The organism is Pseudomonas sp. FSO-7 (assembly GCF_059579345.1).
In genome coordinates, this window is sequence record NZ_CM184193.1 from 4712572 (window position 1) to 4726073 (window position 13502).

The 13502-nt window shown below is 63.3% G+C and carries 11 protein-coding genes; 1 reads left to right on the top strand and 10 read right to left on the bottom strand.

Annotated features, from left to right (window positions below; translation table 11 throughout):
• Window positions 1-2: 2 nt before the first annotated feature.
• Together AC515T_RS20495 and rluC are read right to left on the bottom strand one after the other, a co-directional pair.
• The gene (locus AC515T_RS20495) at window positions 3-665 is read right to left on the bottom strand and encodes an HAD-IIIA family hydrolase (protein ID WP_496529807.1); all 663 of its coding nucleotides are present in this window, start codon (window positions 663-665) and stop codon (window positions 3-5) included.
• Window positions 655-1611: a 23S rRNA pseudouridine(955/2504/2580) synthase RluC gene (gene rluC, locus AC515T_RS20500; RefSeq protein WP_060743156.1), complete on the bottom strand. Its 957-nt coding sequence runs from the start codon at window positions 1609-1611 to the stop codon at window positions 655-657. Before rluC ends, AC515T_RS20495 begins: the two co-directional genes overlap by 11 nt.
• 699 nt (window positions 1612-2310) lie before the next feature.
• Here rluC and rne point away from each other — a divergent pair.
• Complete coding sequence (gene rne, locus AC515T_RS20505; RefSeq protein ID WP_496529808.1) at window positions 2311-5496, top strand: ribonuclease E; 3186 nt, start codon at window positions 2311-2313, stop codon at window positions 5494-5496.
• Between the two features lie 937 nt (window positions 5497-6433).
• Here rne and AC515T_RS20510 read toward each other — a convergent pair.
• The 8 genes from AC515T_RS20510 to AC515T_RS20545 all read right to left on the bottom strand — a co-directional run bounded on the left by AC515T_RS20510 (window position 6434) and on the right by AC515T_RS20545 (window position 13495).
• Complete coding sequence (locus AC515T_RS20510) at window positions 6434-7024, bottom strand: nucleotidyltransferase family protein (protein ID WP_496529809.1); 591 nt, start codon at window positions 7022-7024, stop codon at window positions 6434-6436.
• 25 nt (window positions 7025-7049) lie between these two features.
• The gene (locus AC515T_RS20515; RefSeq protein ID WP_496529810.1) at window positions 7050-8021 is read right to left on the bottom strand and encodes an XdhC family protein; all 972 of its coding nucleotides are present in this window, start codon (window positions 8019-8021) and stop codon (window positions 7050-7052) included.
• A complete protein-coding gene (locus AC515T_RS20520) occupies window positions 8021-10336 on the bottom strand; it encodes a xanthine dehydrogenase family protein molybdopterin-binding subunit (protein ID WP_496529811.1) in 2316 nt (771 codons plus the stop codon). The genes AC515T_RS20515 and AC515T_RS20520 overlap by 1 nt, the downstream gene beginning before the upstream one ends.
• Window positions 10333-10803 carry a (2Fe-2S)-binding protein gene (locus tag AC515T_RS20525; protein ID WP_496529812.1) on the bottom strand — a complete coding sequence of 157 codons (471 nt, stop codon included), beginning with the start codon at window positions 10801-10803 and terminating at the stop codon, window positions 10333-10335. The genes AC515T_RS20520 and AC515T_RS20525 overlap by 4 nt, the downstream gene beginning before the upstream one ends.
• Window positions 10804-11068: 265 nt before the next feature.
• On the bottom strand, window positions 11069-12088 hold the full coding sequence (gene murB / locus AC515T_RS20530; RefSeq protein ID WP_496529813.1) for a UDP-N-acetylmuramate dehydrogenase: 1020 nt from the start codon (window positions 12086-12088) through the stop codon (window positions 11069-11071).
• The gene (locus AC515T_RS20535; RefSeq protein ID WP_496529814.1) at window positions 12085-12549 is read right to left on the bottom strand and encodes a low molecular weight protein-tyrosine-phosphatase; all 465 of its coding nucleotides are present in this window, start codon (window positions 12547-12549) and stop codon (window positions 12085-12087) included. Before AC515T_RS20535 ends, murB begins: the two co-directional genes overlap by 4 nt.
• Complete coding sequence (gene kdsB, locus AC515T_RS20540; RefSeq protein WP_496529815.1) at window positions 12549-13313, bottom strand: 3-deoxy-manno-octulosonate cytidylyltransferase; 765 nt, start codon at window positions 13311-13313, stop codon at window positions 12549-12551. Before kdsB ends, AC515T_RS20535 begins: the two co-directional genes overlap by 1 nt.
• Window positions 13310-13495, bottom strand: coding sequence for a Trm112 family protein (locus tag AC515T_RS20545; RefSeq protein ID WP_003179363.1), 186 nt, complete (start codon window positions 13493-13495; stop codon window positions 13310-13312). The genes kdsB and AC515T_RS20545 overlap by 4 nt, the downstream gene beginning before the upstream one ends.
• Window positions 13496-13502: the final 7 nt, after the last annotated feature.

Consider the following 13502-nt stretch of genomic DNA (forward strand, 5'->3'; position numbering starts at 1 on the left):
ACTTAAAGGGCCCGCTGGCTCAGCCAGGCGTGCAACTCAGGAAAATGATCAATGGCCAGTCGCGGCTCGAACGCCCGTAGCGCCTCGATCGTCTGAGCCCCATAGCTGACGGCCACCGACCCCATGCCGGCATTGCGCGCCATCTGCAGGTCGAACGAAGAATCCCCCACCATCAACGCCTGCTCCGGCCGCACGTTGCAGTGCGCCAGGATCTGCTCGAGCATCAGCGGATGCGGCTTGCTGGCCGTCTCGTCGGCGGCACGGGTGATATCGAAATAATCGTCCCAACCATGGGCCTTCAATACCCGATCCAACCCGCGCCGCGCCTTGCCGGTCGCGACCGCCAGGCGATAACCCTCGCCCTTCAAGGTTTCAAGGGTGTGAACCACGCCCTCGAACAACGGCGAAGGCTCAGCCTCCAGCGCAATGTAGTGATCGGCATAATGCTGGCGAAAAACCACCAACTCATCGTCGTCGATCTCCGGGTACAAACTGCGAATCGCTTCCGGCAATCCCAAACCGATGATGCCCTTCACCGCAAAATCGTCGCACCGGGCAAAACCCGAGCGATCCGATGCGACATGCATCGACTCCACGATCCGACCAATGGAATTGGCAAGAGTGCCGTCCCAATCGAAGATCAGCAATTTGTAGTCAGGATGCACTCAACCGCTCCACCGTCTTGGCCCACATGTCGTCCACCGGGGCCTGCAATTTCAGCTCACCACCATCGGGCAGCGGCACGGTGAGCATGTAGGCGTGGAGAAACAGGCGCTTGCCGCCCAAGTCGCGGATTTCCTTGGTGAAATCGTCATCGCCGTATTTGCTGTCACCGGCAATGCAGTGGCCGGCGTGCAGGGTATGGACGCGGATCTGGTGTGTGCGCCCGGTCACCGGCTTGGCCTCGACCAAGGTGGCGAAGTCGTCGAAACGGCGCAAGACCTTGAACACCGTCAGCGCCTCCTTGCCCTCCTCGTTGACTTCGACCATGCGCTCGCCGGAACGCAGGTTGCTCTTGAGCAGCGGCGCACGAACCTGCTTGATGGAGGTTTCCCAGCGACCACGCACCAGTGCCATGTAGCGCTTGTCGACGCCGTCGCCGCGCAATTGCTCGTGCAGGTGGCGCAACATGCTGCGTTTCTTGGCAATCATCAGCAGGCCGGAGGTATCCCGGTCGAGGCGATGGACCAGTTCCAGCTCCTTGGCGTCCGGACGCAACTGACGAAAGGCTTCGATCACGCCGAAATTCAGGCCGCTGCCACCGTGAACCGCAATGCCCGCGGGCTTGTTGATCACGATCAGGGCCTTGTCTTCGTACACGATCGAGGCTTCAAGGCGTTGCAACAAGCCCTGGGCCAAGGGCACCGGCTCATCACGCTCGGGCACGCGAACCGGCGGCACGCGCACGATGTCACCGGCCTGGAGCTTGTATTCGGGCTTGATCCGACCTTTGTTCACCCGCACTTCGCCTTTGCGCAAAATGCGGTAGATCAAGGTCTTGGGCACGCCTTTGAGCCGGGCCAGCAGGAAATTATCGATTCGTTGGCCGGCATATTCCGGCGAGACCTCGAGCAGTTGAACGCCAGGGGTCGAAGGGGCAGTAGTTGTCATGGCGGCGATCATAACAATTTTTTATGGAATTGAAGCACTTAATCATTGCTGCTATAGTCGCGAACGCCGCCAAAAGTGGCTGGACAGTGGACCAGCGGTCAAAAACCGGCCCTGACCAACGCAATTCACGAGGACGAGAGGCCGTCCTACGGGGCTTTCGCTACGTAACGGTAGAGTTTTCAGGTGTAACGAGCGCAGGTGACATGAGGCCTGAAATACGCCGCAAAGCAGAGTTTTGACTCGCCTTGCGCGCCACATTCACGGCCAGTTCACAAAGTGCAGTCAGCTGCGAACGACCCCGAGCGAGAGCTTCGGAAACAACGCCTAAATTAGCCATGATGCGTGACCTCCCCTTCCGGAGCTCACGGTAAATGCCAACCCGCTGCGGATTCTGCGCGCGGCAGCACCCGAATTATCAGGGATACGTGTAGGGTGGAGACGTACAACCGTCGGACTGTGTAGCACTAGGCTTATATTTAGACGCTTCATCTCGTCCACAGACGCCGGTTGATTCCTCCTCCTGACTGAGTGCTTGAGTACCAGCAAGCAGGACGCGTCCGTCGCGACTTCGCCATCATTGGGTCGAACTCGCTGGACACTGGAATGGCCTCGCCATCTCCAGGACGCACCTGACACCGACCGTGAGAAGTCGTGTGTGCCGAACGCCGTTTCCGGCAGCCCGGAAACCGACGGTACTACATGAAAAGAATGCTGATTAACGCAACTCAACCCGAAGAGTTGCGTGTTGCACTGGTAGACGGCCAGCGCCTCTACGACCTGGATATCGAATCCGGTGCACGCGAGCAGAAGAAGGCCAACATCTATAAAGGCCGGATTACTCGCATCGAACCAAGCCTTGAGGCTGCCTTTGTCGATTTCGGCTCCGAGCGCCACGGCTTCCTGCCCCTCAAAGAAATCTCCCGCGAATACTTCAAGAAGGCTCCTGAAGGCCGCGTCAACATCAAGGACGTCCTGAGCGAAGGCCAGGAAGTCATCGTCCAGGTCGAAAAAGAAGAACGTGGCAACAAGGGCGCTGCCCTGACCACCTTCATCAGCCTGGCCGGCCGTTACCTGGTCCTGATGCCGAACAACCCGCGTGCCGGCGGCATCTCCCGCCGCATCGAAGGCGAAGAGCGCAACGAACTGCGTGAAGCCCTCAACGGCCTGGTTGCCCCGGCTGACATGGGCCTGATCGTGCGTACTGCCGGCCTGGGCCGCAGCAGCGAAGAGATGCAGTGGGACCTCGACTACCTGCTGCAACTGTGGACCGCCATCAAAGAAGCCTCGCTGGATCGTTCCGCGCCGTTCCTGATCTACCAGGAAAGCAACGTGATCATCCGCGCCATCCGCGATTACCTGCGCCAGGACATCGGCGAAGTGCTGATCGACAGCGTCGAAGCCCAGGACGAAGCCCTGACCTTCATTCGCCAGGTGATGCCGCAGTACGCCAGCAAGATCAAGCTCTACGAAGACAGCGTTCCGCTGTTCAACCGTTTCCAGATCGAAAGCCAGATCGAGACCGCCTTCCAACGCGTCGTCGAACTGCCGTCCGGCGGCTCCATCGTCATCGACCCGACCGAAGCCCTGGTGTCCATCGACATCAACTCGGCCCGCGCCACCAAAGGCAGCGACATCGAAGAAACCGCCCTGCAGACCAACCTTGAAGCGGCCGAGGAAATCGCCCGTCAGTTGCGCCTGCGCGACATCGGCGGCCTGATCGTCATCGATTTCATCGACATGACCCCGGCCAAGAACCAGCGCGCCGTGGAAGAAAAGGTCCGTGAATGCCTGGAAGCCGACCGCGCCCGCGTACAGGTCGGTCGCATCTCGCGCTTCGGCCTGCTGGAAATGTCCCGTCAGCGCCTGCGTCCGTCCCTGGGCGAAAGCAGCGGCATCGTTTGCCCGCGTTGCAACGGCACCGGCATCATCCGTGACGTCGAGTCGCTGTCCCTGGCGATCCTGCGCCTGATCGAAGAAGAAGCCCTGAAAGACCGCACCGCCGAAGTTCGCGCCCAAGTGCCGATCCCGGTGGCCGCGTTCCTGCTCAACGAAAAGCGCAACTCGATCACCAAGATCGAACTGCGTACCCGCGCCCGAATCGTCATCCTGCCGAACGATCACCTCGAGACGCCGCACTTCGAAGTGCAGCGCCTGCGCGATGACAGCCCGGAAGCCCACACCAACCAGTCCAGCTACGAAATCGCTGCTGCCGCTGCCGAAGTGGAAGAAGTCCAGCCGGCCGCCGCCACTCGCACCCTGGTTCGCCAGGAAGCCGCGGTCAAGACTGCTCCGGCCCGCGCCAACGCTCCGGTTCCGACCGAAGTGGCCGCTCCGGTTGCCGCCCCGGCCACTGCCCCGGAACCCAGCCTGTTCAAAGGCCTGGTGAAGTCGCTGGTCAGCCTGTTCGCCACCAAGGAAGAACCCGCCGCCCCGGCCGTCGTCGCCAAGCCTGCCGCTACCGAGCGTCCTGCCCGCAACGAAGAACGCCGCAACGGTCGCCAGCAGACCCGCAACCGCAACGGTCGTCGCGACGAAGAACGCAAGCCTCGCGAAGAACGTGCACCGCGTGAAGAACGTGCGCCACGTGAGCCGCGTGAAGAGCGCCAGCCTCGCGAAGCCCGTGAGGAAGCGCCAGCCGTAGCCCGCGAAGAGCGCGCACCGCGTCCTCCACGTGAAGAACGCCAGCCACGCGCACCGCGTGAAGACCGCAAGCCACGTGGCGAGCGTGAAGAGCGTGTTCGTGAACTGCGCGAGCCACTGGATGCGACCCCGGCCGTAGCTGCCGCCACCGCTGAAGAGCGTCCGGCCCGCCAGCCTCGTGAAGAACGCGCACCGCGTCCTCCACGTGAAGAACGCCAGCCACGCGCCGAGCAGGCCGCCGCCGCTGCCAGCGAAGAAGAAGTGCTGAACGCCGAAGAGCAGTTGCAGGAAGATAGCCAGGACACCGCCGAAGGCGATCGTCCACGCCGTCGCTCCCGTGGCCAGCGTCGTCGCAGCAACCGTCGTGAGCGTCAGCGCGACGCCAACGGCAACGTGATCGAAGGTTCGGAAGAATCCGAGGCCACCGAGAACGCTGAAGCGCCAAGCGCTGCGGACTTGGCCGCTGGCCTGGCCGTGACTGCGGCCGTTGCCAGCAGCGCGATCAGCGCCCCAGCCGAGGCCCAGGCTCACGAACAAGCCGAACGTGCCACCGCTGCGGTGGAAAGCACGCCGGTTGAAGCGCCTGTGGTCGAAGCCACTACTCCGGTAGAGGTCACCGCCTCGCCAGAAGTGGAACTCGCACCGGCCCATGACGCCCAGCCTGAAGCTGAAGTCGCCGCCGAGCCTGCACCGGTCGTCGAGGCTCCAGTGGTTGCAGCCGAACCGGTCGTCGAAGCACCCGCCGAGGAAAAGGCACCCGAGCCTGTCCGCGAAGAGCAGACGGCGTTCAACTGGACCGCCGAGCCAGCGGCACCTGTCGTCGAGCCTGAGCCGGCACCAGAGCCCGTGAAAGCGGTCGAGCCGGAAGTGGTCGAGCCTGCTCCAGTGGTCGAAGCACCAGTGGTTGTCGAAGCCCCCGCCCCGGTGGAAGAGCCTGCACCTGCCAGCGCCCTGACCGCGAATGGCCGCGCACCGAACGATCCGCGTGAAGTGCGTCGTCGCAAGCGTGAAGCCGAGCGTCTGCAGAAGGAAGCCGAACAAGCGGCCGCTGCCGCCGCTCAAGCGCCTGCTGCCGAGCCTGCGCCAGTCGTGGAAGAAGTCGCCGAGGCAGCCCCTGCCCCGGTCGCCGAGACCCCGGTTGAGTCGGCTCCGACGTTCGACGAGCCTCAGCACACCGCTGAAGAAGTCGCACCACGTCACACTGAAGCCCTGGAAAAAGAGCACGAGCCTAAACCTCACGCCTGATTCCACCGCCCAGTAAAAAGCCCCGCCTGGTAACGCCAGGCGGGGCTTTTTTATGCCTTCAGACTTATCCACAGAGGGACTGGGGTCGGGCACAGGCTTTATATCCACTGAAGATCCACTGTGGGAGCGGGCTTGCTCGCGAAGGCGTCGGGCCAGCTTGCCTCAATGGTGAATGCCAGACCGCTTTCGCGAGCAAGCCCGCTCCCACAGAAGGGCTTGGGGCCGGACACAAGATTTATGCCCACTGAAGATCCAGTGTGGGAGCGAGCTTGCTCGCGATGGCGGTGGGTCTGCTTGCCTCAATGGTGAATGTCAGGCCGCTATCGCGAGCAGGCTCGCTCCCACAGAAGGGCTTGGGGCCGGGCACAAGATTTATGCCCACTGAAGATCCAGTGTGGGAGCGAGCCTGCTCGCGATGGCGGTGGGCCAGCTTGCCTCAATGGTGAATGCCAGACCGCTTTCGCGAGCAAGCCCGCTCCCACAGAAGAGCGTGGGGCCGGGCACAAGATTTATGCCCACTGAAGATCCAGTGTGGGAGCGAGCTTGCTCGCGATGGCGGTGGGTCTGCTCGCCTCAATGGTGAATGTCAGGCCGCTATCGCGAGCAGGCTCGCTCCCACAGAAGAGCTTGGGGCCGGGCACAAGATTTATGCCCACTGAAGATCCAGTGTGGGAGCGAGCTTGCTCGCGATGGCGGTGGGTCTGCTTGCCTCAATAGTGAATGTCAGGCCGCTATCGCGAGCAAGCTCGTTCCCACAGGAAAACTGGGGCCGGGTACAAGATTTATGCCCACTGAAGATCCAGTGTGGGAGCGAGCCTGCTCGCGATGGCGGTGGGTCTGCTTGCCTCAATGGTGAATGTCAGGCCGCTATCGCGAGCAAGCTCGCTCCCACAGGGGGATTTGCAGCCAGCACAAAATCACTGCCCCTCAACGAGATTTATTTGAAGGCCAGTGCCTCTGGCACATCCACATCCCACGTGATGCCAGGATCGTCCACCGGCACTTCGACCACCTGCGCCTCGGCAAACAGTGCCTTGGCGCCGCGATCCCCGGTCAACGCCATGAGTTTCGGCCCAAACCCGCGACCGAATCCCACCGGATGCCCGTACTCACCCGCGAGGACCGGCACGCTGATAGCGTCCGCACGAATCCCTGCCGCCACCTGCTCGATGCTCGACGGCAGGATGAAGGGCATGTCGCCCAGCACCATCAGCCAGCCATCAAGCTCAGGGCAGGCCCGGACACCGGCGGCAATGCTGTCGCCCAGGCCGGGAGAGTCCAGCTCCACGAAATCGCAGCCATAGGCCTGGGCCATGCGAATGGCTTGCGGCCGGTCCTTGCTGGTCACCAGCACGCGCTTTTCCAGGGAGGCTGGCAGACTCACCAGCACCTGCTCGATCACCGAGCGCACGGCACCGTCACGCCCGGTGCAATCGGCGAGCAATTTATCCTTGTCGGGGCCTGCAATCCGGCGAAAACGGCTGCCCGCTCCGGCCGCCAGGATGATCACGCCAATCGACTCGCTCATACGCCCTCCTTATACCGCCCACGGCTTACAGCGATTTTTTCTGCCGCAGTTCCACACCGTTCTTGATGGCCACGATTTCGGCCAGCAGCGATAAGGCGATTTCCGCCGGAGTGTGACTGCCGATGTGCAAGCCGATCGGTCCATGCAAGCGACCAATCGCCTCTGCGGACAAGCCTAGCTGAGCCAGGTTGTCCCGGCGTTTCTGGCTGTTGACCCGCGAACCCAGGGCGCCGACATAAAAAGCCTTGGAGTCCAGGGCCGTGAGCAGCGCCATGTCGTCCAGGCGTGGATCATGGGTCAGGGCCACGATGGCCGTGCGCTCGTCGGTCTGGATGCTCAACACGGCTTCGTCGGGCATCCCCGAGACGAAGCGGCCATGCTGCTGCTCCCAACCATAGACGAACTCCTTGCGCGGATCGCAAATCAGCACTTCGAAGTCCAGCAGGCGGGCCATTTCCGCCACGTAGCGTGACAATTGCCCGGCACCGATCAGCAGCAGCCGCCAACGTGGGCCGTAAATGGCCCGCAGCACCTGCCCATCGAACACCAGGGCGTCGGTCTTGCTGGCCGGGGTCAGGACCACGTTGCCGCTGGCCACCGTCAGCTCACGGGCGACGATTTCATGGGCTTCGCAGCGTTCCAACAGTTCAGCGACCCACTGTGGATCGCCGACCCGCTCCTCGGTCAGGCGCAAGGTGCCACCGCACGGCAGGCCGAAACGCGCCGCCTCTTCGCGGGTGACGCCATAGGTGATCAATTGCACCGGCGGGCCGTCCGCCGGGATACGGCCGTCGTGCAGCCGGGCGATCAGGTCATCCTCGACACAACCGCCCGACACCGAACCGATCACCACGCCATCTTCGCGCAGGGCCAACATCGCCCCCGGCGGCCTGGGCGCGGTGCCCCAGGTCTGGACCACGGTGAACAACACCACCCGCTGCCCGGCGCGGCGCCACTCCAGCACGCTGCGCAGGACGTTCAGATCGACGCTGTCCATCAGGCCTTGGCCTGTTGCCAGCCTTGCAGCTGATAGCGCACAGGCAGGTTACGGATACGCTGGCCGGTGGCAGCAAAGATCGCGTTGCACAGCGCCGGCGCAATCGGCGGCACGCCCGGCTCGCCGACACCGCCCAACGGTACCTCACCCGGCGGCGTGACCAGGTGCACCGCCACTTCCTTGGGCGCCAGGGACATGCGCGCCACTTCGTACATGTGGAAGTTGTCCTGCTGCACTTTGCCGTCCTTGAAGCTGATTTCGCCCACCATCGCATTGCCCAGGCCCATGACGCAGGCGCCTTCGAACTGGGAGCGGATGCGTTCTGGGTTGATCTGCGGCCCGCAATCCACGGCGATGTCCGCCTTGTGTACGATCACCGTGCCGTCGTCCTTGACCTCCACCTCGAGCACCGCCGCCACGTAAGTGACGAAGCTGTAATGCACCGCCAACCCCAGGCCACGGCCCTTGGGCAGTTCCCGGCCCCAACCGGCGGCCTTCGCGGCGGTTTCCAGGACCGTGCGGATCCGTGCGGTATCAATCGGATAACGCTCGGGGGATTCGCCGTAGTTCCATTCTTCGCTCAGGGTACGCGGATCGATCTTACGGTCCGGCCCGAGCAATTTGACTTGGTACTTCAACGGATCCTGACCAGCCTTGTGGGCCAGTTCGTCGATGAAACTCTGGATCGCAAAACCGTGGGGGATGTTCGACACCGAGCGGTACCAGCCCACCCGGGCATGGGCCACCGCTTCGGGGTTTTCCAGGCGCAGGTTGGGGATGGCGTAGGCCATGTTGGTCACGCCCATGCCTATTTCGAACGGTGCCTCGTGAGTCATGCCCGGGGCAAACAATGCGGTGATGCTCGGGGCCACAGTACGATGCAGCCACCCGGAGGGCATGCCGTCCTTGTTCAGGCCAGCCTTGAGGTATTCGGCCGATACGGTGTGGAAATACGAGTGATGAATGTCGTCCTCGCGGGTCCATTGCACCCGTATCGGCTGGCCTGGGATCTCCTTGGCCAGCACCGCCGCTTCGACGACAAAGTCGGGTTTGGACTTGCGTCCGAAACCGCCGCCCAGCAACGTGATGTTCACCGTGACCTTCTCGAAAGGAATGCCCAGGCGTTCGGCGACACGTTCGCGGGTCACCTGCGGTGCCTGGCTCGGCGCCCAAGCCTCGCATTGGCCATCCTTGAACCGGGCAACGGCGACCATCGGTTCCATGGGCGACTGGGACAGGTGCGGCAGGTAATACGACGCCTCCAACGTCGAATCAGCCTTGGCCAGCGCATCGTCGAGGTCGCCGCTGCTGCGCACGACTTTGCCGGGTTTGAGGGCCGCTGCTTCCAGTTCCTTGCGATAGGCAATGGAGTCATAACCGGCATTCGGGCCGTCGTCCCACTGGATTTTCAGCGCCTCGCGACCCTTGATCGCCGCCCAGGTGTTCTTCGCCACCACCGCCACGCCGCCCAACGGCTGGAATTCCGAGGGCAGCGGGCGTCCTTCGATCTGCACCACCTTGACCACGCCCGGTACTTTCAGCGCCGCGCTGCTGTCCACGCTCTTGACCTTGCCGCCATAGACCGGCGGACGCGCGATGACGGCATAGAGCATGCCGTCCAAATGCACATCGGCGCCAAATACGGCACGACCGTTGACGATGTCCGCGCCATCGATGGCCCGGCTCGCTTCCTTGCCGATGTAGCGGAACTCCGATGGTTGCTTGAGGCGCAGGCTGTCACGCCCCGGTACCGGCAAGGCACTGGCGGCGGCGGCCAATTCGCCGTAGCCCAGTTCACGTCCCGAAGGCTGGTGCAGCACTTTGTGCAGTTGCGCACGGCATTCACTCACCGGCACCTTCCACTGCGCAGCGGCGGCCAGTTCCAGCATGGTCCGGGCGGCGGCCCCGCAACGGCGCATCGGCTCGTACCAGTGACGCATGCTGCGCGATCCGTCGGTGTCCTGGTTGCCGAAACGCGCCTCATCGGCCGGCGCCTGCTGCACCTTGACGAGCGCCCAGTCAGCGTCCAGTTCGTCGGCGACTACCATGCTCAGGCTGGTGCGCACGCCTTGGCCCATTTCCGAACGGTTGCAGATCACGGTCACGCTGCCATCGGTGGCAATGCTGACGTACACCTTCGGGTCGTCGACCGCGCCATGGGGCATGCCCTCGGCGCCGAATTTCTTTTCCTCGGCCAAGGCGTCCGGCAGGCCCCATGTGGCCGCCAGCACCAGCACACCGGTGGCGCTCGCGCCCTTGAGGAAACCACGGCGGCTGAGGTTGCTCAGCACGAAATCATCGGGCAAGCGGCTCATGCCTTGGCCTCCTTCAGGTGAGTGGAAGCCTGGCGGATCGCGGTCTTGATCCGGTTGTAGGTGCCGCAACGGCAGATGTTGCCGACCATGGCTTCTTCGATCTGCTCATCGCTCGGGTTGGGATTGGTCTTGAGCAACGCGGTAGCGGACATGATCTGTCCGCCCTGGCAGTAACCGCACTGGGCCACGGCAGTATCCAGCCAGGCCTTCTGGACGACTTGCCCGATCGGGTCGGCGTGAAGCGCGTCGATGGTGCTGACGTCCTGCCCTTTCACCGAGCCGATTGGCGTGATGCAACTGCGCGCCGGGGCGCCGTCGATGTGGATGGTGCAGGCGCCACACAGGCCCATGCCGCAGCCGAATTTGGTGCCGTTGTAACCGGCCACATCCCGGATAGCCCACAGCAGCGGCATGTCCTCGGTCACATCCAGTTGATGGTCTTTTCCATTGAGTTTCAGGGTAATCATGGGCACGCCCGCATAGTTATCGAGTTATGGGGTCGAGCAATCTGCCGCAGGGTTGGCGGTTCGGTTGTCGCAGACTGGCTCAGGCTGATCAGGCTCTCTTATGCGGACGCACGCAGGCGTCTGCATCGGGCCTTTAGGATGCGATGGTCGCATCGTTAGCGAACTAAATTAACCCAGGATCAAGCAAAACGCCCTGCACAATCCTGCACAAATGACCGTGTGCAGGGTGTGCAGGGCGTTTTTCCAGGTACTGCGTGGAGGCGGCTCAGTAGCGATTGGGCTCCATTTCCAGTTCGACCTGGAAACGCTCGGCAATGTCTTTCTGGATGCGCAGGGCCAGGTCCAACAGTTGCGGCCCCGTGGCGTTGCCGTAGTTGACCAGTACCAACGCCTGCAACTTATGCACTCCGGCATCGCCCTCGCGAAAGCCCTTCCAGCCGGCCCGCTCGATCAGCCAGCCGGCGGCGATTTTCATCTGCCCCCCAGGCTGTGGATAAGCCACCAGGTCAGGGTATTGCTGCTTGAGATGCGCCACATGCGTGGCCGGCACCAGCGGGTTCTTGAAGAAGCTGCCGGCATTGCCCAGCACGGCCGGGTCGGGGAGTTTTTCGCTGCGAATGCTGCAGATGGCGCGGCTCACATCCGTGGGCGTCGGCTGATCGATGCCCTGTTCGGTCAATCGCTGGCGGACTGGGCCGTACTCCAGGTGCAAGTGTGCGGCACGACTGAGGACAAAGCGCACCCGCAGGATCAACCAGTGTCCCGCTTGCTGTTTGAACAGGCTGTCGCGATAAGCAAACCGACAGTCTTCAAGGGTGAAGTCCCGCAGCTCGCCGGTCTGGCGATCCAGCGCGGTGAGACCCGCGAAGACATCCTTGATCTCCACACCGTAGGCGCCGATGTTTTGCATCGGTGCCGCGCCCACGGTACCGGGAATCAGGCTGAGGTTTTCCAGGCCCGACCAGCCTTGCGCCAGCGTGTGCTGGACGAAGGGATGCCAGGGTTCCCCGGCTTCGGCCTCGACCACCACCCGCTCGCCATCATCACTGAGCAGGCGGATCCCCTGGCTGGCCATGCGCAGCACCAAGGCGTCGATGTCGCCGGTCAGCAACAGGTTGCTGCCGCCGCCGATCACCAGCAACGGCACGGCATGCTCGCTGGCATAGGCCAGCGCCTGGCGAACATCGCCATCGTCGTGGGCTTCGGCGAACAATCGGGCGCTGACGTCCACGCCAAAGCTGTTGAAGGGCTTGAGGCTGACGCCCGCCCGTACCTGCAAGGTCATAACCGCCCCTTCAATTCGATCACCAGGCGATCCGTGGCGCGCTCGATCAGGTCCAGCACCTGCTCGAAGCCCTGCTCGCCGTCGTAGTACGGGTCCGGCACATCGTCGAGTTCGGCTTCGTAGCGCCGCAGGAACAGATCCAGCTCGGCCTTGCCATTGGCCGGTTGCAAGGCCTGGAGATTGCGCAGGTTGCTGCTGTCCATCGCCAGGATCAAGTCATAGGCGGCAAAGTCGGCACGCGTCACCTGTTGCGCGCGCTGGGCCGACAAATCGTAGCCACGCCTCAGGGCGGCGGCCTGGCTGCGCTTGTCCGGCGCCTTGCCGACGTGCCAGTCACCGGTGCCGGCGGAAGCGACTTCCACCTGCCCAGCCAACCCGGCCTCGCGCAACTTGTGGCGCAAGATGCCTTCGGCGGTGGGCGAGCGGCAGATATTGCCGAGACAGACGAACAGGACCCGCATCAGGCCTCCAGCAGGCGACGAACGCGCTCAAGGTCTTCGGCCGTGTCGACACCGGTCGGCGGGGCGATCAGCGCATCGGCGACATGGATCCGCACGCCATGCCACAGGGCTCGCAACTGTTCCAGGGCTTCAGTGTTTTCCAGCCAGCACGGGCCCCAGGCGACAAAGTCCTGGAGGAAGCCGGCGCGGTAGGCGTAGATGCCGATGTGACGACGGTACGGCACGCCTTCCGGCAGCACGTCGTGGCCTTGGGCGAATGCATCCCGCGCCCAGGGCAACGTCGCACGGCTGAAGGTCAACGCCAGACCATTGAGGTCGCTGACCACCTTGACCACGTTGGGGTTGAACAGGGTTTGTACATCCTCGATCGGCTCGGCCAGGGTGGCCATGCGCGCTTCGGTGTGGGCCGCGAGGTTGGCGGCGACCTGATCGATCACGCTCGGCGGGATCAACGGCTCGTCACCTTGCACATTGACCACGATCGCGTCGGCGGCGAGACCGAGCTGCGCCGCGACCTCCGCCAGGCGATCGGTACCGGAATTGTGGTCTTCGCGGGTCAGCACCACCTCGGCGCCAAAACCTTTGCAGGCCTCGACGATGCGCGCATCGTCAGTCGCCACCACCACGCGCTGGGCGCTGCTTTTGCTGGCCTGCTCCCAGACGTGCTGGATCATCGGCTTGCCGGCGATCGACAGCAGCGGCTTGCCGGGCAGGCGTGTCGAGGCGAAGCGCGACGGAATGACAACGGTAAAGGCAGTGGTCATTTATCCAGGCGCTCGTCGGTGGTCAGGGTACGGGCTTCGCTTTCGAGCATCACCGGGATGCCGTCGCGAATCGGGTAGGCCAGGCCGGCACCCTTGCTGATCAGTTCGGTCTTGTCGGCGCTGAGCTTGAGCGGGCCTTTGCAGACCGGGCAGGCGAGAATATCGAGCAGTTTGGTGTCCATGGAATTC

Coding starts and splice junctions, on each gene's coding strand:
- AC515T_RS20510 (WP_496529809.1), bottom strand. CDS start 7,024: ATGAGCGAGTCGATTGGCGTGATCATCCTGGCGGCCGGAGCGGGCAGC.
- AC515T_RS20535 (WP_496529814.1), bottom strand. CDS start 12,549: ATGCGGGTCCTGTTCGTCTGTCTCGGCAATATCTGCCGCTCGCCCACC.
- AC515T_RS20525 (WP_496529812.1), bottom strand. CDS start 10,803: ATGATTACCCTGAAACTCAATGGAAAAGACCATCAACTGGATGTGACC.
- rne (WP_496529808.1), top strand. CDS start 2,311: ATGAAAAGAATGCTGATTAACGCAACTCAACCCGAAGAGTTGCGTGTT.
- rluC (WP_060743156.1), bottom strand. CDS start 1,611: ATGACAACTACTGCCCCTTCGACCCCTGGCGTTCAACTGCTCGAGGTC.
- AC515T_RS20545 (WP_003179363.1), bottom strand. CDS start 13,495: ATGGACACCAAACTGCTCGATATTCTCGCCTGCCCGGTCTGCAAAGGC.
- murB (WP_496529813.1), bottom strand. CDS start 12,088: ATGACCTTGCAGGTACGGGCGGGCGTCAGCCTCAAGCCCTTCAACAGC.
- AC515T_RS20515 (WP_496529810.1), bottom strand. CDS start 8,021: ATGGACAGCGTCGATCTGAACGTCCTGCGCAGCGTGCTGGAGTGGCGC.
- AC515T_RS20520 (WP_496529811.1), bottom strand. CDS start 10,336: ATGAGCCGCTTGCCCGATGATTTCGTGCTGAGCAACCTCAGCCGCCGT.
- kdsB (WP_496529815.1), bottom strand. CDS start 13,313: ATGACCACTGCCTTTACCGTTGTCATTCCGTCGCGCTTCGCCTCGACA.